The organism is Phenylobacterium koreense (assembly GCF_040545335.1).
GTDB lineage: Bacteria > Pseudomonadota > Alphaproteobacteria > Caulobacterales > Caulobacteraceae > Phenylobacterium > Phenylobacterium koreense.
Genome location: NZ_JBEPLU010000001.1, coordinates 2,093,127 through 2,112,595 on the forward strand (window position 1 = coordinate 2,093,127; position 19,469 = coordinate 2,112,595).

General features: G+C 68.5%; 20 protein-coding genes. 4 read left to right on the forward strand and 16 right to left on the reverse strand.

Annotation, left to right across the window (positions count from 1 at the left end):
• Nucleotides 1-34 precede the first annotated feature (34 nt).
• From ABID41_RS10500 to ABID41_RS10520, 5 genes are all read right to left on the reverse strand, one after another.
• The gene (locus tag ABID41_RS10500; protein WP_331932471.1) at nucleotides 35-898 is read right to left on the reverse strand and encodes a TIGR01459 family HAD-type hydrolase; all 864 of its coding nucleotides are present in this window, start codon (nucleotides 896-898) and stop codon (nucleotides 35-37) included.
• Nucleotides 899-944: 46 nt separating this feature from the next.
• Complete coding sequence (tipF, locus tag ABID41_RS10505) at nucleotides 945-2,243, reverse strand: flagella assembly cyclic-di-GMP phosphodiesterase TipF (protein ID WP_354297555.1); 1,299 nt, start codon at nucleotides 2,241-2,243, stop codon at nucleotides 945-947.
• 105 nt (nucleotides 2,244-2,348) lie between these two features.
• Nucleotides 2,349-3,227, reverse strand: coding sequence for a 3-hydroxybutyryl-CoA dehydrogenase (locus tag ABID41_RS10510; protein WP_331931710.1), 879 nt, complete (start codon nucleotides 3,225-3,227; stop codon nucleotides 2,349-2,351).
• Between the two features lie 304 nt (nucleotides 3,228-3,531).
• Nucleotides 3,532-4,476, reverse strand: a complete 945-nt coding sequence (locus tag ABID41_RS10515) for an electron transfer flavoprotein subunit alpha/FixB family protein (RefSeq protein ID WP_331931711.1) — start codon at nucleotides 4,474-4,476, stop codon at nucleotides 3,532-3,534.
• Nucleotides 4,476-5,222, reverse strand: coding sequence for an electron transfer flavoprotein subunit beta/FixA family protein (locus ABID41_RS10520; protein ID WP_331931712.1), 747 nt, complete (start codon nucleotides 5,220-5,222; stop codon nucleotides 4,476-4,478). The genes ABID41_RS10515 and ABID41_RS10520 overlap by 1 nt, the downstream gene beginning before the upstream one ends.
• Before the next feature lie 158 nt (nucleotides 5,223-5,380).
• On the opposite strand from ABID41_RS10520, the gene ABID41_RS10525 reads away from it, so the two are divergent.
• Nucleotides 5,381-5,671 (forward strand): hypothetical protein, encoded by a 291-nt coding sequence (locus tag ABID41_RS10525; RefSeq protein WP_331931713.1) that lies wholly within the window; start codon nucleotides 5,381-5,383, stop codon nucleotides 5,669-5,671.
• 86 nt (nucleotides 5,672-5,757) lie between these two features.
• Here ABID41_RS10525 and ABID41_RS10530 read toward each other — a convergent pair whose 3' ends face one another.
• From ABID41_RS10530 to ABID41_RS10550, 5 genes are all read right to left on the reverse strand, one after another.
• Nucleotides 5,758-6,327, reverse strand: a complete 570-nt coding sequence (locus ABID41_RS10530) for a cob(I)yrinic acid a,c-diamide adenosyltransferase (protein WP_354297740.1) — start codon at nucleotides 6,325-6,327, stop codon at nucleotides 5,758-5,760.
• Between the two features lie 5 nt (nucleotides 6,328-6,332).
• The gene (locus ABID41_RS10535) at nucleotides 6,333-6,536 is read right to left on the reverse strand and encodes a twin transmembrane helix small protein (RefSeq protein WP_331931715.1); all 204 of its coding nucleotides are present in this window, start codon (nucleotides 6,534-6,536) and stop codon (nucleotides 6,333-6,335) included.
• Nucleotides 6,537-6,585: 49 nt separating this feature from the next.
• Nucleotides 6,586-7,203 (reverse strand): TetR/AcrR family transcriptional regulator, encoded by a 618-nt coding sequence (locus ABID41_RS10540; RefSeq protein WP_354297556.1) that lies wholly within the window; start codon nucleotides 7,201-7,203, stop codon nucleotides 6,586-6,588.
• A 162-nt stretch (nucleotides 7,204-7,365) separates the two neighbouring features.
• Nucleotides 7,366-8,019 (reverse strand): TetR/AcrR family transcriptional regulator, encoded by a 654-nt coding sequence (locus ABID41_RS10545; RefSeq protein WP_331931717.1) that lies wholly within the window; start codon nucleotides 8,017-8,019, stop codon nucleotides 7,366-7,368.
• Nucleotides 8,020-8,552: 533 nt separating this feature from the next.
• Nucleotides 8,553-10,196: an acyl-CoA dehydrogenase family protein gene (locus ABID41_RS10550; protein ID WP_354297557.1), complete on the reverse strand. Its 1,644-nt coding sequence runs from the start codon at nucleotides 10,194-10,196 to the stop codon at nucleotides 8,553-8,555.
• A 71-nt stretch (nucleotides 10,197-10,267) separates the two neighbouring features.
• Between ABID41_RS10550 and ABID41_RS10555 the strand changes: the two genes are divergently transcribed.
• Complete coding sequence (locus tag ABID41_RS10555) at nucleotides 10,268-10,900, forward strand: glutathione S-transferase family protein (RefSeq protein WP_354297558.1); 633 nt, start codon at nucleotides 10,268-10,270, stop codon at nucleotides 10,898-10,900.
• 43 nt (nucleotides 10,901-10,943) lie between these two features.
• On the opposite strand, the gene ABID41_RS10560 is transcribed toward ABID41_RS10555, so the two are convergent.
• The 6 genes from ABID41_RS10560 to ABID41_RS10585 form a co-directional block, all read right to left on the reverse strand.
• Complete coding sequence (locus ABID41_RS10560) at nucleotides 10,944-11,726, reverse strand: alpha/beta fold hydrolase (protein ID WP_354297559.1); 783 nt, start codon at nucleotides 11,724-11,726, stop codon at nucleotides 10,944-10,946.
• Nucleotides 11,727-11,816: 90 nt separating this feature from the next.
• Nucleotides 11,817-12,917 (reverse strand): aromatic ring-hydroxylating dioxygenase subunit alpha, encoded by a 1,101-nt coding sequence (locus tag ABID41_RS10565; protein WP_354297560.1) that lies wholly within the window; start codon nucleotides 12,915-12,917, stop codon nucleotides 11,817-11,819.
• Nucleotides 12,918-12,934: 17 nt separating this feature from the next.
• On the reverse strand, nucleotides 12,935-14,536 hold the full coding sequence (locus ABID41_RS10570; protein ID WP_354297561.1) for an alpha-amylase family glycosyl hydrolase: 1,602 nt from the start codon (nucleotides 14,534-14,536) through the stop codon (nucleotides 12,935-12,937).
• A 1-nt stretch (nucleotide 14,537) separates the two neighbouring features.
• Nucleotides 14,538-15,149, reverse strand: a complete 612-nt coding sequence (locus ABID41_RS10575) for an ATP-dependent Clp protease proteolytic subunit (protein WP_331931963.1) — start codon at nucleotides 15,147-15,149, stop codon at nucleotides 14,538-14,540.
• Between the two features lie 73 nt (nucleotides 15,150-15,222).
• Complete coding sequence (locus ABID41_RS10580; protein WP_354297562.1) at nucleotides 15,223-16,269, reverse strand: MraY family glycosyltransferase; 1,047 nt, start codon at nucleotides 16,267-16,269, stop codon at nucleotides 15,223-15,225.
• A 79-nt stretch (nucleotides 16,270-16,348) separates the two neighbouring features.
• On the reverse strand, nucleotides 16,349-17,824 hold the full coding sequence (locus tag ABID41_RS10585; protein WP_354297563.1) for a M20 family peptidase: 1,476 nt from the start codon (nucleotides 17,822-17,824) through the stop codon (nucleotides 16,349-16,351).
• A gap of 64 nt (nucleotides 17,825-17,888) precedes the next feature.
• On the opposite strand from ABID41_RS10585, the gene ABID41_RS10590 reads away from it, so the two are divergent.
• Both ABID41_RS10590 and ABID41_RS10595 read left to right on the forward strand, forming a co-directional pair.
• The gene (locus tag ABID41_RS10590; RefSeq protein ID WP_354297564.1) at nucleotides 17,889-18,617 is read left to right on the forward strand and encodes an extensin-like domain-containing protein; all 729 of its coding nucleotides are present in this window, start codon (nucleotides 17,889-17,891) and stop codon (nucleotides 18,615-18,617) included.
• 83 nt (nucleotides 18,618-18,700) lie between these two features.
• Entirely contained in the window at nucleotides 18,701-19,465 is a 765-nt protein-coding gene (locus ABID41_RS10595; RefSeq protein ID WP_331932360.1) for an SDR family oxidoreductase, read from the forward strand.
• Nucleotides 19,466-19,469: the final 4 nt, after the last annotated feature.

Sequence of the window (19,469 nt, forward strand, 5' to 3'; positions counted from 1 at the left end):
TTATCTCTTGCGCCTACTAGTTAGCGGCTTTTGCTCACCACGCCAGATCGGCGATGGCGTAGGTGGCCCGCGCGCCGTCCTTGGCGAGCAGGCTTTCGACGGCCGTCGCATCGATGCCGGCCGGACCGATGGTCTCGGCGCCATGGATGCCGCTGGCGACGAAGAGCATGTCGAGGCCCTGGTCGTTGGCGCCCTTGGCGTCGGTTGCGATCCCGTCGCCGATGCAGAGCACCCGGGACGGGTCGAGCGGCCGGCCGAGCAGCACCTGGGCCTCGCCGAGGCAGAGGCCATAGATCGGGGCGTGCGGCTTGCCGGCCATGATCACCTCGCCGCCCATTTGCTCGTAGCGCTGGGCCAGGGCCCCGCCGCAATAGATCAGGCGGTCGCCCTTCTGGACGACGATGTCCGGATTGGCGCAGATCATCGGCAGCTTGCGGGCCAGGGCGACTTCGAAGCGCTCGGCGTAATCATCCGGGCCCTCGACGTCGTCGTCATAGGGGCCGGTGCAGGAGATGAAGGCGGCCTTGTCCGGACCGGCGAAGGTGAGGTCGAGGCCCTCATAGAGCGCGGCGTCCTTTTCCGGCCCGATGGCCCAGGCCGGGCCGGGCGCGCGGCCGCTGAGCAGGATGCGGGTGGCGTCGCCCGAGGAGATGAAGGCTGACCAGGCTTCCCGCGGGACGCCGAGCTGGTCGAGCTGGGAGTGGACGGCGCTGGAGGGGCGCGGGGCGTTGGAGATCAGGATCACCGGCCCGCGCTCGGCCCGCCAGCGGGCGAGGGCGTCGCACGCCGGCTTGAAGCTTTCGCGGCCGTTGTGGATCACGCCCCAGATGTCGGAGAGCAGGACGTCGTAGCGGTCGGCGACGGCCGAGAGGCCGTTGATCAGGACGGGCGCAGTCATGGGCGCGGCGGTAAAGCGCGCAGGGCCTGCGGTCAATGCAGCGCTGTCAGAGACGGCTCGCCGCAGCCGTGCGCCGGGCCAGCAGCCCGACCCCGCCGCGGGCTGCGGCCGGCAGGTCGGGGGCGAGGGAGACCGGGCTCTCGACCTCGGTCAGGACCGCGTCGCGGATGGCGCGGGGCTCGCCGAACAGGTGGCCTTGGCCAAGGCCGATGTCGAGTTCGAGGATATCGACGATCTGGCGCTCGCTCTCGACCTTCTCGGCCACCAGCTCGACGCCGAAGCGGCGGGTCAGGGTGGCGAAGTCCTGGGCGGCGAGGTCGGGCATAGAGCGCAGGACGAGGCCGTCCTCGGTTTCGACAAGTTCGTCCAGCAGCACGGGCGCGCCGATCTTGAGGAACTTCACGTCGGAGCGGGCGAGGTCCTGGAAGTCGATGTCCAGGTTGACGACCTTGTCGATGGAGAAGCGGAAGCCCAGCTCGCCCAGCTTGGCCATGTTGCGGGCCTCGACCGCGCCGCGGCGGTCATAGGCGTCCTGGCCGAGCTCGAAGATCAGCGCGCCGGCGAGGTCGCGGTTGGCCGAGAGCAGGTCCAGGAACTGCGGGAAGAAGCTGTCGTCCGCCAGGCTGGAGATCGAGATGTTGCAGAAGATGCCGACCTTGCGGTCCTGCTTGGCCAGGCGCCGGACGATCTGCACGCAGCGGAACAGCAGCAGGTTGTCGATGGAGGCGACCAGGCCCTCGGCCTCAGCGACCTCCATGTATTCGGACGGGGTGAGGACCCGACCGGCGGCGTCACGCAGCCGCGAATAGCTTTCGTAGAAGACCGTGCGGCGCTGGGGCAGCGCGACCACCGGCTGCAGGTAGAGGTCGATGCGGTTCTCGGCCAGAGCGTCGCGGACGGTGTCCAGCAGGCCGGAGCGGCGGGGGGGCGGCTCTTCCCGGCGCAGGGGCGTGGCGGCGCTGACCGCGGCGACCCGCTCGTCCAGCCGGTCGCCGAGCTCTTCGACCAGACCTTCCAGCATCTGCAGCTCGTCCTCGATCGCCTCGGAGCGGCCGAGGTCGGTGTTCACGGCTTCGGCCATCTCGGCCAGGCGGCCGTCGAGCTGCTCCATCTGGCCGAGCATGATGCGGTGCGCTTCGCGCACGTCCTCGAATTCGCGGCGCAGGCTGCGGAGCTTCAGGGTCTGGGCCACGAGGCCGTGGATGGCCAGGCAGAGGCCGAGCCCGCCGACCAGGGCCGCGACGCCGGCCGCCCAGCCGCCGCCGTTCCGCCACAAGAGGAGGGCGACGATCAGCGCAAAACAGAGGTAGGTGGCCGAAAGCGCCACCGAAGTGAACTGTCGCATGGGCCCGCAGAATCCGAATCGCCCCGATTATCGGCCGCGTCGGCGCTGCAAGTCGAATGGATTAACAAAGGCTTCCGGCGCGGCTTGCCGCACCGGGGCCGGGCCCTAGCGGGTGGGGACGGGTTTCTCGCCGCGATAGTCGTAGAAGCCGCGGCCGGCCTTGCGGCCCAGCCAGCCGGCCTCGACGTACTTCACCAGCAGCGGGCAGGGACGGTACTTGGAATCCGCCAGACCGTCATAGAGGACGTTCATGATCGACAGGACGGTGTCCAGGCCGATGAAGTCGCCGAGCTCCAGCGGGCCCATCGGATGGTTGGCGCCCAGCTTCAGGGCGGTGTCGATGGCGTCCACCGTGCCGACGCCTTCGTAGAGGGTGTAGATCGCCTCGTTGATCATCGGCACCAGGATCCGGTTGACGATGAAGGCCGGGAAGTCTTCGGCGTTGGCGGTGGTCTTGCCGAGCGAACGGGCGAACTCGACGGCGGTCTCGTAGGTCGGGGCGTCGGTGGCGATGCCGCGGATGATCTCCACGAGGTTCATCAGCGGCACCGGGTTCATGAAGTGCAGGCCGATGAAGCGCTCGGGGCGGTCGGAGGCCGCGCCCAGCCGGGTGATGGAGATCGAGGAGGTGTTGGACGCCAGGATGGTCTGTTCGGCCAGGTGCGGCGTCAGGGCCTTGAAGATGGTCTTCTTGACGTCTTCGTTCTCGGTGGCCGCCTCGATAGCGAGATCAGTGGCGCCGACGGTCTGGAGTTCGGGCGCAGCCTTGATGCGGGCGAGGCCGGCTTCCATCGCCGACTGGTCGATGATGCCGCGGGCGACCTGCCGGGCCATGTTCCTTTCGATCAGCGCCAGGCCGGCCTCGATCTTGTCTTGGCTCACGTCGTGCAGCAGCACGTCGTAGCCGCCCAGGGCGCAGACATGCGCGATGCCCGAGCCCATCTGGCCCGCGCCGATAATCCCAACCGACTTGATCTGAACCATGCCGAAAATCGCCTCGAATGCCGCAGCGCGATCCCCGGCGCGCTTATGACGAGTTTCTAACATGCGAAGCCGCCTGACCGCCAAGGGTTTGCTGCGTCGCAGCGTAGCTCGCGGGGCGGAAAAGGCGGGTAGTCGCGCAGAGCGTGTGTGGAGCGCTGTTTCCCTCCGCTGCTTGGGAAGGGAGATAGGAGACGCCCGGATCCTCCCCGTTGCGGAAGGGCTCTGGGGGAGAGACGTCGGGGGCATGAAAAAGGGGCGGTCCCTGGCGGGGCCGCCCCTTGATCGTTTCCGAACTGGACCGGGCTTACTTGCCGGCGGCGGACAGGGCGTCCATCAGTTCCGGCACGGCGGCCTTGTAGTCGGCGACCAGGCCGAAGTCGGCGACCTGGAAGATCGGCGCGTCGGCGTCCTTGTTGATCGCGACGATCACCTTGGAGTCCTTCATGCCGGCCAGGTGCTGGATCGCGCCGGAGATGCCGACGGCGATATAGAGCTCCGGAGCCACGATCTTGCCGGTCTGGCCGACCTGGTAGTCGTTCGGGGCGTAGCCCGCGTCGACCGCGGCGCGGCTGGCGCCGACGGCGGCGCCGAGCTTGTCGGCGAGCGGCTCGATGACCTTCTGGAACTCTTCGGCCGAACCCATGGCGCGACCGCCGGAGACGACGATCTTGGCGCCGGTCAGTTCCGGACGGGCCGACTTCACCAGTTGCTGGTCGATGAACTTGACCTTCGCCGAGACGGCGCCGGCGGCGACGTTCTCGATCGAGGCCGACCCGCCTTCAGCCGCCGCCTTGAAGGCGGTCGGACGGACGGTGATGACCTTCTTGGCGTCGGCCGACTGGACGGTTTCCAGGGCGTTGCCGGCGTAGATCGGGCGCACGAAGGTGTCGGCGCTGACGACCTCGACGATTTCCGAGATCTGGGCGACGTCCAGCTTGGCGGCGATGCGCGGGCTGATGTTCTTGCCCTGCGAGGTGGCCGGGGTCAGGACCGCGTCGTAGCCCGCCATGAGCGGAACGACGGTGGCTTCGAAGGCTTCGGCCAGGCCTTGACCCAGCTCGTCGCTTTCGGCCAGCAGCACCTTGCGCACGCCGGCGACCTTGGCGGCGGCGTCAGCAGCGGCCTTGGCGTCCTTACCGGCGACCAGGACGTCCACGTCGCCCGAGAGGGCGAGGGCGGCGGTCACGGTCTTGTTGGTCGAGTCCTTCAGCGACGCGTTGTCGTGATCGGCGATGACGAGAACGGCCATTAGAGCACCCCCGCGGTCTTGAGGTTAGCGACGAGATCGCCGGCGGTTTCCACCTTGATGCCGGCCGAGCGCTTGGCGGGCTCGGTGACCTTCAGAACCTTCAGATGCGGCTTGGCGTCGACGCCGAGCGCGCTGAGTTCCTTGGTGTCGAGCGGCTTCTTCTTGGCCTTCATGATGTTCGGCAGCGAAGCGTAGCGCGGCTCGTTCAGGCGCAGGTCGGCGGTGACGATCGCGGGCAGGCCGACCTCGATGGTCTGCAGGCCGCCGTCGACTTCACGGGTCACCTTGGCGGTGTCGCCGGCCAGTTCGAGCGCCGAGGCGAAGGTCGCCTGCGGCCAGTCGAGCAGGGCCGCCAGCATCTGGCCGGTGGCGTTGTTGTCGCCGTCGATGGCTTGCTTGCCCATGATGACGACGTTCGGGTTTTCCTCGGCGATCACCGCCTTGAGGGTCTTGGCGACTTCCAGCGGCTCCAGATCCTGGTCGGTCTGGACCAGCACGCCACGGTCAGCGCCCATGGCGAGGGCCTGACGGAGGGTTTCCTGAGCCTGGGCCGGGCCGATGGAGACGACCACCACCTCGGTCGCCACGCCCTTTTCCTTCAGGCGTACGGCTTCCTCGACTGCGATTTCGCAGAAGGGATTGATGGACATCTTCACATTGGCGAGGTCGACGCCCGACTGGTCGGACTTCACCCTGGCCTTGACGTTTGAATCGATCACCCGTTTGACCGGGACCAACACCTTCATGGGTCGCTAGCGCCTCAAATTTGCTTTGTGAAAAATTCGGTCGGATGCGGCATAACGGTTCTCCGCAGCATTGCAAGTCGGGCGGCTATAACAGTTCGCCGCATTTTCGGCGAAGGAAGCCGCTAGCAGGGCGGCCGAGCGACAACTAGAAGCACGCCATGAACCGGACCATCGACCGCCTGAAACTGATCTTCCTGGGCCTCTTCGCCGTGATGAGCGCGGGGGTCTTCGTCTATCATGTGGGATGGGTGTGGCCGGGGCAGAAGTGCGAAGAGGCCGGGGACTGGTGGGACTGGCGCAGCCGGACCTGCGCCCATCCGATCCTGATCTCGGACATCACCGGGCGGGTGATCAAGGACAACGCCACGCGCGAAGCGGCCGAGGCCCAGGCCGCCAAGGCCCGCGAAGGGGCCGCGCAGAGCGACCTGACCCGCCCCGCGGCGAAATAGCGCTCCGGTCCGCCTAGCCCTCGGCGTTTATGGATGGCCAGGGCCTGGCGGCCCGGCCATGACGAACGAGTTTCAAACGCGATGGCCTAGCGGGTCGCGCCCGAGCGCCAGAACACTTCCGAAGCTCCGCGGTCATTGGCGTGACGGGCGGCGACGAAGAGGAAGTCCGAGAGGCGGTTCAGATACTTCATGGCCGCAGGGCCGACGGTCTCGCCGGCCTCGGTCATGGCGACGGCGACGCGTTCGGCGCGCCGGGCCACCGTGCGGGCCAGATGCAGGTGGGCGGCGGCCGGCGTTCCTCCGGGGAGGATGAAGGAGGCGAGCGGCGGCAGCCCGGCGTTCATGGCGTCGATCTCGCGCTCCAGGCGCTCGACCTGGCTCTCGACCATTCGCAGAGTCAGCGGCTCGTCCGGCCGCGGCGGGGCGGCGAGGTCGGCGCCCAGGTCGAAGAGTTCGTTCTGGACGCGGGCCAGCATGGCGTCGAGGTCGGAGTCGGCGGCGGTGTGCAGGCGGGCCAGGCCGAGGCAGGCGTTGGCTTCGTCCACCGCGCCGTAAGCCTCCACACGCAGCGCGGCCTTCGAGACCTGCTGGCCGGTGGCCAGGCGCGTGGCGCCGGCGTCGCCCGTGCGGGTGTAGATCTTGTTCAGGGTGACCAAGCCGCCTAGCCCCCGAACTTGGTCCGCCACCAGACCGCCAGCACCAGGATGGCGATCGCTACAGCCTGCAGCACGACGCGAAGCCGCATCAGCTTGTTCGAGTAGGACCGGCCGAAGTCGCCGCCGCGGAACAGGGCGTAGAGACCCACGAACAGGGTGAGGGTAACGGCGATCAGGCTGATCGGGATCAGGTAGGCGAAGATGTTCATGCGCGCAGTTTAGCCCCGAACCGATAGGCGAGCCTATGTATTCTCAAGCCTAGGCGTTTTCCGACGGACGCGGGCGGAAGCCATCGGCGATCAGGCCGATATGGCGATCCATGACCGCGCTCATGGTCTCGGCGTCGGCGTTTTCCCAGGCCGCCAGCCGGTATGTCCAGGCGTAGGAGGCCATCAGGGCGTCGACCATGAGGTCAAGGTCGCCGGCCGGATCGACGTCGCCGCGGGCCTTTCCTTCGGCCAGGCAGTCGCGGATGACGTTGCGCAGGCGCGGGTTGCGGCCATAGGGGCGGCTGGACGGCGTGAGGGCCCAGTTGTAGGCGGCGGCGATGTGCGCAAGGAACAGCCGCGTGCGGCGGGTCTCGAACGCGTAGTGGATGGCGAAGATCGAGCGCAGGCGGTCCGAGGTCGAGCCCCGCAGGTGGGGCGCGAGGCGGTCGAGTTCGCCATAGAGCGCGTCCAGCCGGTCGGCCATCACCTGACTGAGGATGTCGCCCTTGGAGGAGAAGGTCGTGAACACGCTGCCGACCGATACGGCGGCGAGCTGGGCGATCTCGCGCACGGTCGTGGTGTCGTAGCCCTTGCTCTCGAACAGTTCCCGGGCGGCGTCGAGGACGCGTTGGCGCGTCGCTTCCTTCTGCGTTTTCCGTACGCTCAAGTTCTCTCCCCGGCCCCGCCAGGCGGGCGCCCACGATCTAGGGATGCATTTGCAGAATGATGCGACGGTTCGTCGCGGGGTAGAACCCCGAATTTCGGAGCTGAAATAACGGAGCCCGAAGATCGCGTCTTCGGGCTCCGCCAAGCGTCAGTTCGGCCGGGCTCAGTCGCGGCGCGCGCCAGCCAGGATGACCCGAATCTGGTCTTTCGACTTGGCTTGCAGGGCTTCCAGGCTCCAGCCGCCGAAGATCGCTTCCTGATAGTTGGCCTGATAGCTGTCGAACAGCATCTGGCTGCGCAGCTTGAGCTCGGCTTCCTGCGAAAGCTCGCCGCGTTCGACCGCAAGGGCGAGCTGTTCGTAGAACAGACCCTGGAGGGTTTCGACCGGCGGCAGGTTGCGCAGCTCCTGGCCTTGATCGGGCAGCCAGGAGATTCCGAAGGCGGCGCGGGCCAGCGGCAGGCGGCTCTTGTAGAAGGCGTAGCCGGCCGAGAAGAGCTTCACCAGGGTGTCGTCAATGCCGCGGCCGCGGGAGGCGGCTTCACGCATGGCTTCGACCAGGGCCTCGAGGTCCGCGATCATGATTTCGCGGAAGAGGTCCGATTTGTCGGTGAAGTTGGCGAAGACGGCGCCGGTGGACATGCCCGCCTCGGCGGCGATGTCCCGGATGGTCGCGCCTTCGTAGCCCTGCTCGGAGAACAGGCGGCGGGCGGCCGACAGAACCTTGGCCCGGGTTTGCTGCTTGGCGAGCGCGCGGCGGGTGGGGACGCGGACCTGGGTCTCGCTGGCGACTTCGATGTTGCTGGGGACGTGCTTCATCGGGCGATCCTCACCATAGCCGTCGAGGCTCGCTGTTCGGACTCTACGCAATACTGTTTCACTACCTTCTCGAGCGACCTGGCGCCTTGCCGCGCGAAGGCATGGAGGGTTTCGCGCAGAACGGCGAGCGGCCGACTGGACTTTTCTACAGCTAGGTTGCCGCCCTCGGGGGGCCGGGCGGCGGTGACGCAGGTCGTCATGACCACAAATTCCTCTTAGCCCTTCGTCTCGACACGTCAAAGCGGAGGGTTTGATTAAGCGTGTTCAGCGAACTCGTTTCATGAAGCGGGTACGGACGGGCATGTAACGTGCTCCTGGCGGCTTTACCGTGTGGCGCAGCGTCGCAGACCGGCGTTTTCCCGTGGAAGGCAAGGGATTGTGCGCCCCCGGCGCCGCCGACAAAAAACCGTGAGTCGCTGAGCATGCTCGTACAACGCCGTGCGATGAGAGATGTTCTGCCGATAGCCCATCTTCGACCTCCACCCGATTCCTGACGCACGGAAAAGGCGAGTCCTCAATCGGCGGTTTTGATTCTAGTTGGCGCCTTCCACCAGGCGGCGAGCTATGACCTGGGCCTGAATCTCGCCGGCGCCCTCGAAGATGTTGAGGATCCGCGCGTCGGCCAGGACGCGGCTGACCGGCTGTTCGGTGGCGAAGCCCGTACCGCCGTGGATCTGGACGGCGTTGTCGGCGGTGGCCCAGGCGACCCGCGCGGCCGTCAGCTTGGCCATGCCGGCCTCCAGATCGCAGCGACGGCCCTCGTCCTTGGCGGCGGCCGCGAACCAGGTGAGCCGCCGGGCGCCGAGCAGTTCGGCCGCCATCATGGCCAGCTTGTTGGCGACCCGGGGGAATTGGGCGATCGGCTGGCCGAACTGGCGGCGCGACAGGGCGTAGTCGAGGGCGAGGTCCAGGGCCGACTGGCCGACCCCTATGGCGCGGGCCGCGGTCTGGATGCGGGCGCTCTCGAAGGTGGCCATGAGCTGGGAGAAGCCCTGCCCCTCCTGGCCGCCCAGCAGGTTGGCGTGGGGCACGGAAAAGCCGTCGAAGGCGATCTCGTACTCCTTCATGCCGCGATAACCGATGACGCCGATCTCGCCGCCGCCCATGCCCTCGGCGGGGAACGGATTCTGGCCGGTCCCGCGCGGCTTTTGCGCCAGGAACATCGACAGCCCGCGGTGGTCCTTCGAGGCCGGGTCGGTGCGGACCAGCAGGGTCATCAGATCGGCGCGGGCGGCGTGGGTGATCCAGGTCTTGGCGCCGGTGACCTTCCAGACGTCGCCCTCGCGCACGGCGCGGGTGCGCAGCGAGCCGAGATCCGAGCCGGCCTCCGGCTCGGTGAAGACGGCGGTCGGGATGATCGCGCCGGAGGTGATGGCCGGGAGGAAGCGCCGCTTCTGTTCGTCCGTGCCGTGGGCGATGATCAGTTCGGCGGCGATCTCGGAGCGGGTGCCCAGCGAGCCGGTCCCGATCCAGCCGCGCGACAGGGCCTCGGAGACCACGCACATGGCGACCTTGCCGAGGCCCGAGCCGCCATAGGTCTCCGGCGCGGTCAGGCCGAAAACGCCGAGGGCGGAGAGCTCCTCGATCAGCGGCAGGGGGATCAGCTCGTCGCGCAGGTGCCAGCCGTGGGCGAAGGGGACGATCTTCTCCTCGGCGAAGGCGTGGAACTGATCGCGCACCTGCTCGAGCATGTCGTCCAGGCCGCCGGCCTCCAGCGACGGGCGTCCGCGGGCCGCCTCCAGCAGCTCCACGATCCGCAGGCGTACGGCCTGGGTCGCGCCGGGGCGCAGGGCGGCGATGGCGGGGCTGAGCACCGCGCCGTCGAGATCGAGGTCGGCCGGGCGGAAGGTCTCGCCCTGGTTCATGGGCAGCCCCCCGGCGAGCTGGCTGAGATACTCGTAGCCGAGCAGTTGGGCCGGCAGCGCCTCGGCCTCTCCGAGCCGGCCCTCGCCGGCCAGCCGAGCCGCCCAGGTCGCGGTCTGGCGCAGGGTCATGGCGTAGGATGCGGCCCAGGCCAGGCCGTGGGCGACGTGCTGCTCTGCGTCCAGCGCGCGCCGGTCGAGCCGGCCTGCCGGGGCGACCCTTTCGGCGACGGCGCGCCTAGCCCGGGCGACGAAGGCTTCGGCGGCGTCGGCGGCCTGGGCGAGCAGGTTCGGGAGGTCGGGAAGAAGCATCATCGGGCGGAACTATATGGCATGTTCGCCGGGGCCGCCCGTACGCCTTGCCGAACATCGCCGGAGGAAGCGCCATGCTCGTCGTTCACCATCTCAACGATTCCCGTTCCCAGCGTATCCTGTGGCTCCTGGAGGAGCTCGGGCTCCCCTACGAGGTCAAGACTTACCTCCGTGACGCCACGACAAGGCTAGCCCCTCCCGAGCTGAAGGCGGTGCATCCGCTGGGCAAGTCGCCGGTGATCACCGAGGACGGCGCGACCATCAACGAGTCCGGGGCGATCATCGACTATGTCCTGCGCCGGCATGCGGCCGGCCGATTGGCCCCGCCAATGGGCACGCCGCAGTACGAGGCGCATCAGCAGTGGCTGCACTACGCCGAGGGCTCGGCCATGCTGCCCTTGATGCTGCTGATGTATGTGAGCCGGCTGGGCGAGGCCGGCGCGCCGCTGCAGCCGCGCATCGAGGACGAGCTGGCCAACCACCTGGGCTATCTGAACCGGTCTTTGGAGGGCCGGGACTACCTGATGGGCGCGGACTTCACCGCAGCCGACATCCAGATGAGCTTCGTGGGCGAAGTGGCGGGGGCGTTCGGCCGGTTCGAGGCCTATCCGAACATCGCCGCCTGGGTCCGCCGCTTCCAGGCCCGGCCCGCCTACCGTGCGGCGCTGGAGAAGGGCGGGCCGTATAGTCTGGGACCGCGTTCGTAGTCAGGTCCTCCCCCGCTGAGGGGCCGGGCGGAACCTCGCCCGCTCACCGCGCCCAGGGATCGTCGAGGACGCCGTCGATGAAGTCGAAGACGGCGGCCTTGGTGAGGGCGTGGGGGATGGCGGAGAAGTGGTCGCAGCCGGGGATGGTCACGCCGCGGCCGTCGGCGAAGGCCTGGGCCAGGCGCTCGGGATCGCCATTGCTCTCGCGCTGGCCGGCGACCACCAGGACCGGCATCGGCAGGCCCGCGAAACCGGCGGTGTCGAGGGGCGGGTTCTTCACGCGGGTAAAGGCGGCCAGGGCCTCGCGGTCCTCGCCCTGTTCGTCGGCGAACTGACGGAAGCTGCGCAGGAAGGGCTCGGTGATGGTCTCGGGATCCTCGGCCAGCATGGCCTGGGCCATGACGTCGCCGCGGGAACTGGGGCTTTCTTCCAGGAGCTTGTGGCCGACCCCGCCGAGGATGAGGTTGGAGAACCGCTCGGGCGCGTCCAGGGCGGCCTGGGCGGCGGTGCGCGAGCCCATGGAATAGCCGAAGAGGTCGACGCGGTTGATCCCCAGGTGATCGATCAGTTCGACCACGTCGCGGGCCAGGCGCTGGCGGGCGTAGGACTCCGGATCGTGGGACTTGCCGCTCTGGCCGTGGCCGCGCTGGTCGAGGGCGATGCAACGGAAGCGGCGGCGTTCGAAGGCGCCGTACCAGCCGGTCCTCCGCCAGCCCTCGTTCCGGTTGGAGGCGAAGCCGTGGACTAGCAGGATCGCCCGCTCGTAGTCGGCGGGCGCGATGTCGTCATAGGCGATGGTGAGGCCGTCGGAGGCGGTGAAATCCATGGGCGTCCTGCGAAATCGATCTGGCGAATGACTTAAAGCGAAGCGGCCACAATGAGCCGCAACGCGCCGATCGCCAACTTTGACGCAAGGTCAACTCCGCCAGCGCAGGACCACTGGTTCGACGGGATTTTCGAACGCGCGGCCGGCGGCGCGGCTGGCGGCCCATTCGCGCTTGAGCTGCTGATACCACTTGGCCTGGCGGTCGGCGTCGTCGATCCAGAGCAGGGAGGGATCGTAGCGCAGGCCCTCGTTCTGCAGGTTCACCATGTCGCCGTCCTGGCGCAGGAAGGCGCGGGCGCCGGCGGCGATGAACGGCTTGAGCAACAGGAAGGCCGGGTGGTCGGACCAGATGATCTGGGTGATCTTCGTCTTGGTGTCGTGGATCGGGGTCAGGCAGGTCAGCGACAGCACCTGGCGCTTGCCGACGGTCACGTGCTCCCAGCGCAGGCCGGGAATGCGGAAGGTGATCTCGGTCAGCGGCTCGCCGCCGAGGATGGCGTAGGCGCGGCTGTTCTTGGAGGGCTCGTGCCGGACCATGGCGAAGCCCTGCTCGCGCGGTTCGAACCGCTTGGACTTCTCGTGCTGGCTCTTGGCCGAGCGCCACCACCATTGCTGGTGGACATATGGGCCGTGGGCCGGGTCCATCAGGCCGACGACGGCGTGGTCGATGTGGGAATCGAAGTCCATGCGGTCGACCAGCTTGGGCGCTCCGCCCACCACGCCGGGGAAGACCGGCGGCGGTTCGTGCGGCTCGCCGGAGAAGCGCGGGTCGGAGCTGATCCAGATGAAGACCAGGCCCTGGCTTTCGGCGGCCGGATAGCGGCGCACGCGGATGCGCGAGACGTCCATGGCCTGGTCGTCCACCAGCGAGGGGATGGCCGCGCAGGCGCCGTCGGTGCGGAAGCGCCAGCCGTGATAGGGGCACTCGACGCTCTCGGCGCCGTCCGGCTCGCGGGTCAGCTTGCCGGCCGAGAGCGGCGCGGCGCGGTGCGGGCAGATGTCCTTGAGGGCGTAGACCTTTCCGGCCCGGTCGCGGCCAAGGAGGATCGGTTCCCCGAGAATCTCGTAGCGCTGCAGTTTGCCGGGCTTCAGGTCCGAGCCGAGGGCGGCGAAGTACCAGATGTCGTGCAGGAAACCGCGGCCGAATCGGCTGTCGGCGTTGGGGGCTTGTTTGGCGTCGCCGTCGGGCATGGCGCTCCTTTAACGCGTCACGCGAGCCGCAGGAACCGGGCTGCGTGGGCTTCGAGGTGGAGGGCCGCGCCGTCGAGGCGGGCTTCGCCCGCGCCCGGCTCCAGAAGCTGGGCGCCGGCCAGGCGCTCGTCGCCGAAGACGGCGGGCGCGGGGCTCATGTTGAAGACGCAGGCGATCGCCTCTTCGCCGTCGCGGCGGATGAAGGCCAGGAGAGGCTCGGGCGCGGTGATCATCTCCAGCTCGCCGACCGCCAGGGCGGGCGTCGCGCGGCGCAGGGCCAGAAGCGCGCGGGAGAAGGCCAGGACCGAGGCCGGATCGGCCGCCTGCGCCGCCGCCGAGAGGCCGACATGCTCCACCGCCAGCGGCAACCAGGGCTTGCCGTTGGAAAAACCCATGTTCGGTCCGTCGGTCCAGGGCATGGGGGTGCGCGAGCCGTCGCGGCCCTTGGCGATCGGCCAGTAGAGGTCGCCGACCGGATCGCGGAGTTCCTGGCGGGTCAGGCTCTCGGCCTCCGGCAGGCCGAGTTCCTCGCCCTGGTAGAGCAGGACCGTCCCCTTGAGGCTGAGCAGCAGGGCGAGCATCAGCCGGGCGATGGCCTCGCCCCCGCCGAAGCGCGTCGCCGTGCGGGGGATGTCGTGGTTGCAGAACGAGATGCAGGGCCAGTGGCCGGGAAAGCGGCCGAGAGTCTCGTAGTGGTCGTGGAAGATCGCCGGCAGCAGCTTGCGCGCACGCAGCAGGACGAAGGTGTAGGCCGAGTGCAGGCCCTCCTGCGGCGAGCAATAGGCCCCGCAGCGCTCCTCTTCCTCCGAGAACTCTCCGAACACGAAGCGGTCGGGATAGGCGTCCACCCGGCGGCGGATCTCGCCCAGCAAGGGGATGTTCTCGGGCAGGTTGGAGTCGTGCAGGTGGCGCTGCATCTCGCTGGCGTGCGCCCAGTGGTGGCGGGTGCGTTCGGCCGGGGAGACGGCGGGATTGTCCGTCAGGGCGTCGTCGTGGAGGAAGGTGCCGGCCACATCGAGGCGGAAGCCGTCGACGCCCTTTTCGAGCCAGTAGTCCAGGACGTCGAGAGCCGCCGCCTTGGCGCCGGCGTTGCGCCAGTTGAGCTTGGGTTGCTGGCGCAGGAACTTGTGATGGTAGTGCTGGCGCCGCGCCGGCTGGTAGGCCCAGGCCGGACCGCCGAACACCGAGAGCCAGTTGTTGGGAGCGGTCCCGTCGGGGGCAGGGTCGGCCCAGACATACCAGTCCGCCTTGGGGCCATCGGGACCGCCGTCGCGGCTGGCCTCGAACCAGGGATGTTCGTCGGAGGTGTGGGAGAGGACCTCGTCCAGCAGCACCTTCAGGCCGCGGGCGTGGGCGGCGTCCACGAGGGCGGCGAGGTCATGGGGCGTGCCGTAGTCGGGATGCACGCCCCCATAGTCGGAGATGTCGTAACCCCAGTCGCGGTTGGGCGAGGGGTGGACGGGCGAGAGCCAGATGGCGTCCACGCCCAGGCTCTCGATGTAGTCCAGCTTGGCGAGGACGCCGGGAAGGTCGCCGTGCCCGTCGCCGTCCGAGTCGAAGAAGCTGCGGACATAGACGTGGTAGACGACCGCGCCCTTCCACCAGGGCGCGGCCGACAACTCAGGCCTCGCTGGCGCTGGTGATGATCTTCGAGACGAGGCCGTACTCGACGGCCTGGTCGGCGTTCATCCAGAAGTTCCGCTGGGTGTCCTTGACGATCTTCTCGTAGGGCTGACCGGTCTCACGCGAGATCATGCGGTTCACCCGCTCGCGCATCTTCACGATCTCCTCGGCCTCGATCTCGATGTCCGAGGCCTGGCCGCGCACGCCGCCCATGGGCTGGTGCAGCAGGAAGCGGGTGTTGGGCAGGCAGAGGCGGTTTTCCTTGTGCGCGCCAAGGAAGATGTGGGCGCCGGCCGAGGCCACCCAGCCGGTGCCGATCACCATCACCTGCGGGCCGCAGTAGCGGATCATGTCGTGGATGGTGTCGCCGCTCTCGACGTGGCCGCCGGGAGAGTTGATCACCACCTTGATCGGGTCGTTGCTCTCGGCCGAGAGGGCCAGGAGCTGGGCGGTGACACGCTCGGCCAGGCGCATGTCGATCTCGCCGAAGACCAGCACGGTGCGTGACTTGTAGAGGGCGTTCTGTACAGGCCCCGCCGTCATCGGCATGTCGGGCTTGCGGGCGGCGTCTTCGCTGTCGTCGTCTTCGTCCAGGCGCCAGTTACGCATCAGGTCAGGTCTCCAATTCAGTTGCACGGAACGTGCGATGCGCGGGCGCGCTTCGCAAGTCCCGCCGCGCGTTTCACCGGACTTTCAGCGCCAGGATCACCAGCAGGGCCGAAACGCCCAGGTGAAGCAGCATGAAGCGGACCAGGACCTGGCTGTTGGACCAGCCCAATTCCTTGCGGCAGTGGTCGTGCAGCGGGAAACGCACCTTGGCGAGCACCTGCAGGCCGAAGAAGCGCTTGAGCGCGACCTTCAAGAGGCCGGTGGCGCCGTTCAGCAGCAGGACCGAGCCGATCAGCAGCAGGAACAGCGGGTTGTTGGTGGCCACGACCAGCATGCCGATCAAGAGGCCGATGGGGCGCGAGCCGGCGTCGCCCATCAGCACCTGGCTGGGCGGGGCGTTGTACCAGAGGTAGCCGGCGATGCAGCCGACCATCAGGAAGGCCATGATCGCCCAGCTCGCCCCTTCGCGGTTGACCGGGATGTGCAGGTGCTGGGCGACGACCTCGTTGCCGATCACAGCATAAAGCAGACCGCCGAGGATCATGATCGCCGTGCCGCTGAGGCTGCCGGAGACCCCATCCACGCCGTCCGAGCAGTTGGTGGCGTTGATCGAGAGCCAGATGACGCCGGCGGCGACCGGAATGGCGATCCAGGGCGCGAGGGCGACGGCGTCCTTCCAGCCCGGCAGCCAGATGGTCACCGGCTGCAAGCCGTAGATGACCAGGGCCGCGCCGAGCGCGATGGCGGCGTCCATCACGGCGAGTTGGTATTCGGTGAAGCCGCCGCGGCGATCGTCGAGATAGCCGACCAGCAGCGCCGCCATCACCAGCGGCACGGTCAGCAGCGGCCTTGCGGTGAAGGGCACGAAGACCAGCGAGGCGATGCAGAAGATCGTCACGAAGATCAGGCCGGCGCTCACCGGCTTCCCGACGCTCATTTCGGCGTTCACCGCGAAGGCCCGGCCCTGGTCCCTGGGCAGGATCGACCACAGGCGCGGCAGCAGAATCCAAGTGGCCAGGGCGCAACTTGCGAACCCGATCGCCGAGAGGAAGAAGAACGAGTTGAAGAGGCGCAGCGGCCCCCAGGCCTCGCCAAGGGCGACGTAGATCCAATTCAGCATTCAGGCAGGGTCCGGCGGAGTTTCGGCGGCTGCATGTGCCGCCATTCCTGGTTGATGTCGATGCGGCGAAGCGGCTGGGTCAACCAGCCGCCGTCACGATCAGGCGGGCGTAGAACTGCACCGCCCGGTCGAGGTTTTCCAGCGTCATGTGTTCGTTCGTGCCGTGGATCATCTTGATGGTCTCCATGGAGAAGACCATCGGCTGGAAGCGATAGGTGTCGCTGGCCACGTCGACCAGGTAGCGGCTGTCGGTGCCGGCGGTCACCAGGGCGGGCGCGACGGGCGCCTTGGCGGTGTCTCGGGCCAGGGCGGCGATGGTCTTCCAAGCCTCCGAGGTGGTGGAGGACACCGGCGAGGGTTCGTTGGGCGGCCGGCTCCAGGCGAACTTGACCGGCAGGTCGCGGGCGGCGGCCCGGGCGCGGTCGAGGACCGTCTGCGAGCTGTCGCCTGGGGCGATGCGGTAGTTGATCCAGGCGGTCGCGTCCTGCGGCAGGACGTTCTCCTTGGGGCTGCCTCTCAGCATAGTGGGGGCGATGGTGGTGTGCAGCAGGGCCGCGCCAGGCGGCGTGGCGGCGGCCTGACGGATGATCAGGGGCTCGAGCAGCCAGCGGTTGGACATGGCCATGCGGATGGCGAAGGGGCCCTCGGGGGCCAGGGTTTCCATCATCGCGCCTCCCGGCCCGTCGAGCTTCATCGGGAACTGGGCCTGCGCGATGCGCGTCACTGCCTTGGCGAGAGTCAGCACCCCGCCCGAATCCGCAGGAGGAGCCGAAGAGTGGCCGCCGACAGCCTCAGCCGTGACCATGAGGGTGGCGTAGCCCTTCTCGGCGACGCCGATCAACGCCGCCTGCCCGCCGGTGATCGGGTTGTCCGAAATGATCGCCAGGCCCTCGTCGAGCACGAACTGCGCCTTGGTCCCGCGGGACTTGAGCAGGGCCGCGGCCGCCTGGGCGCCGGAGCCGCCGGCCTCCTCGTCATGGCCGGAGACGATGATGACCGTGCGGCGCGGCTTGAAGCCCTGGGTCGCCAGCGCTTCCACGCCCTCGAAGAGGGTGACGAGCGAACCCTTGTCGTCGATGGCGCCGCGGCCCCAGACCGCGCCGTCGGCGATGACGCCCTCGAAGGGCGGATGCTTCCAGGCGCCCTCGGTTCCCGCGGTGACCGGGACCACGTCCTGGTGGGCCATCAGCACGATCGGGGCGAGCTTCGGGTCGGAACCGGGCCAGGTGTAGACGAGGGTCCGGCCGGCGACGACCTCGCGGGTCATGGCGGCGTGGGCGGCGGGATAGGTCGCCTGCAGCCAGGCGTGGAGCCTTTCCCACTCTGGCGCCTGATCCTCGGCCTTGTCCTGGTGGCTGATGGTCCGGAAGCCGATGGCCTGCGAGAGATGCTGGGCGGCCCTGGCGTTGTCGATGGCGATCGGCGCGGCCAGCTTCACCTGGGAAAGATCGGCCCCGGCCTTGGGCTTGTAGGTCAGGGTCCTGACCACCACGACGGCCGCGAGGAGCAAAACCAGCGCGAGCAGAGCCAGCGCAATCCTGCCGATGATCTTCATGCGTCCCCTCCTGGCGCTTGCTCGACCATAGGTCGATGAGGCGGGACAGGGAAAGCCCGGGCTCATGAAGTGGCTCAGGCCCGGCCGGGGATGGGTTTGGGCGGGCGCGGCCTGGGCGAGCCTGGCGCACCTGATGCTGGTCGGGGCGGCGCTCGTCTGGTGGGCGGACCTGGCCGCGCCGCCCCAGGACCTGCCTTGGAAGCCCTTGCGACTGGCCCAGGTCCCGGGCCTGGCGACCGACTACAAGTTCGCGCGGGCGGCGAAGAGCCCGGTCGCCTGCCGGCTTATCCTGCGCGACGGCGGGGTGCGCTTCGACGAGAGCCCGCCGGTCATCGAGGGGCGCTGCTGGCAGCTCGACGCGGTCCGGCTGCGCGGCGGGGTGACGCCGCTGGCGCCCGCCGGGCCGGTGATGACCTGCCGCCAGGCTCTGGCCTATGCGTTCTGGGACCGGCACGGCCTGCAACCGGCGGCGCGGGCGCTGCTGGGGGCGCAGGTGACCAGGGTCGAGCACGTGGGGACCTATGCCTGCCGCAATCTCTATGGGCGCGAGGACACGCCGCGCAGCGAGCACGCCTTCGCCAACGCCCTCGACGTGGGCGGCTTCCGCATGTCCGACGGCCGCCGCCTGCGGATCCTCGACGATTTCCACGGCGAGGGACCTGAGGGGTTGTTCCTGCGGGCGGCGCGCGACAGCGCTTGCCGATGGTTCCGGGTGACGCTCAGCCCCGACTATAACGCCGCGCACGCCACTCACCTGCATCTGGATTCGGGGCCGTACCGGGCTTGCCGGTAGCCGACCGCAGCGCTTGACCCAGCGTCGCCCGGCGCCGCAAATGACGGCCATTCAAAATCAAACGTATGTTTAGAGGGAGCGCCATGGGCGAACTGTTCGACCTGACCGGGAAGGTCGCCGTCATCACCGGGTCTTCGCGCGGCATCGGCAAGGCCATTGCAGAGCGCATGGCCGAACACGGCGCCAAGGTCGTCATCTCCTCGCGCAAGGCCGGGCCCTGCGAAGAGGTGGCCGCGGCCATCAACGAGAAGCATCCGGGCGCGGCCATCGCCATCCCGGCCTCGATCTCCTCGAAGGAAGACCTGCAGCGCCTGGTGGACGACACCACCAAGGCCTTCGGCAAGATCGACATCGTGGTCTGCAACGCCGCCACCAACCCGTTCTTCGGGCCGATGGCGAAGATCAACGACGATCAGTTCCGCAAGATCCTCGACAACAACATCATCGCCAACAACTGGCTGATCCAGATGGCCGCCCCGCAGATGCGCGAGCGCAAGGAAGGCGCGGTGATCATCATCTCGTCGATCGGCGGCCTGCGCGGCTCGACCGGCATCGGCGCCTACAACATCTCCAAGGCGGCCGACTTCCAGCTCGCGCGGAACCTGGCGGTCGAGCTCGGCCCGGACAACATCCGCGTCAACTGCATCGCGCCGGGCCTGGTGAAGACCGACTTCGCCAAGGCGCTGTGGGACACCCCGGAAGCCGAGAAGCGCTCCAGCGCGAGCAATCCGCTGCGTCGCCTGGGCGAGCCGGACGACATCGCCGGCGCGGCGGTGTTCCTGGCCTCCAAGGCCGGCTCCTGGATGACCGGCCAGTCGATCGTGGTCGACGGCGGTTCGACCTGCTGATCGG

Bases quoted from the DNA above. Each gene is read 5' to 3' on its own strand.
- ABID41_RS10550 (WP_354297557.1), bottom strand. From the start codon at position 10,196: ATGATGCTTCTTCCCGACCTCCCGAACCTGCTCGCCCAGGCCGCCGAC.
- ABID41_RS10515 (WP_331931711.1), bottom strand. From the start codon at position 4,476: ATGGCCGTTCTCGTCATCGCCGATCACGACAACGCGTCGCTGAAGGAC.
- ABID41_RS10500 (WP_331932471.1), bottom strand. From the start codon at position 898: ATGACTGCGCCCGTCCTGATCAACGGCCTCTCGGCCGTCGCCGACCGC.
- ABID41_RS10575 (WP_331931963.1), bottom strand. From the start codon at position 15,149: ATGCGTAACTGGCGCCTGGACGAAGACGACGACAGCGAAGACGCCGCC.
- ABID41_RS10585 (WP_354297563.1), bottom strand. From the start codon at position 17,824: ATGAAGATCATCGGCAGGATTGCGCTGGCTCTGCTCGCGCTGGTTTTG.
- ABID41_RS10520 (WP_331931712.1), bottom strand. From the start codon at position 5,222: ATGAAGGTGTTGGTCCCGGTCAAACGGGTGATCGATTCAAACGTCAAG.
- ABID41_RS10510 (WP_331931710.1), bottom strand. From the start codon at position 3,227: ATGGTTCAGATCAAGTCGGTTGGGATTATCGGCGCGGGCCAGATGGGC.
- ABID41_RS10525 (WP_331931713.1), top strand. From the start codon at position 5,381: ATGAACCGGACCATCGACCGCCTGAAACTGATCTTCCTGGGCCTCTTC.
- ABID41_RS10580 (WP_354297562.1), bottom strand. From the start codon at position 16,269: ATGCTGAATTGGATCTACGTCGCCCTTGGCGAGGCCTGGGGGCCGCTG.
- tipF (WP_354297555.1), bottom strand. From the start codon at position 2,243: ATGCGACAGTTCACTTCGGTGGCGCTTTCGGCCACCTACCTCTGTTTT.
- ABID41_RS10590 (WP_354297564.1), top strand. From the start codon at position 17,889: ATGAAGTGGCTCAGGCCCGGCCGGGGATGGGTTTGGGCGGGCGCGGCC.
- ABID41_RS10555 (WP_354297558.1), top strand. From the start codon at position 10,268: ATGCTCGTCGTTCACCATCTCAACGATTCCCGTTCCCAGCGTATCCTG.
- ABID41_RS10545 (WP_331931717.1), bottom strand. From the start codon at position 8,019: ATGAAGCACGTCCCCAGCAACATCGAAGTCGCCAGCGAGACCCAGGTC.
- ABID41_RS10535 (WP_331931715.1), bottom strand. From the start codon at position 6,536: ATGAACATCTTCGCCTACCTGATCCCGATCAGCCTGATCGCCGTTACC.
- ABID41_RS10560 (WP_354297559.1), bottom strand. From the start codon at position 11,726: ATGGATTTCACCGCCTCCGACGGCCTCACCATCGCCTATGACGACATC.
- ABID41_RS10565 (WP_354297560.1), bottom strand. From the start codon at position 12,917: ATGCCCGACGGCGACGCCAAACAAGCCCCCAACGCCGACAGCCGATTC.
- ABID41_RS10595 (WP_331932360.1), top strand. From the start codon at position 18,701: ATGGGCGAACTGTTCGACCTGACCGGGAAGGTCGCCGTCATCACCGGG.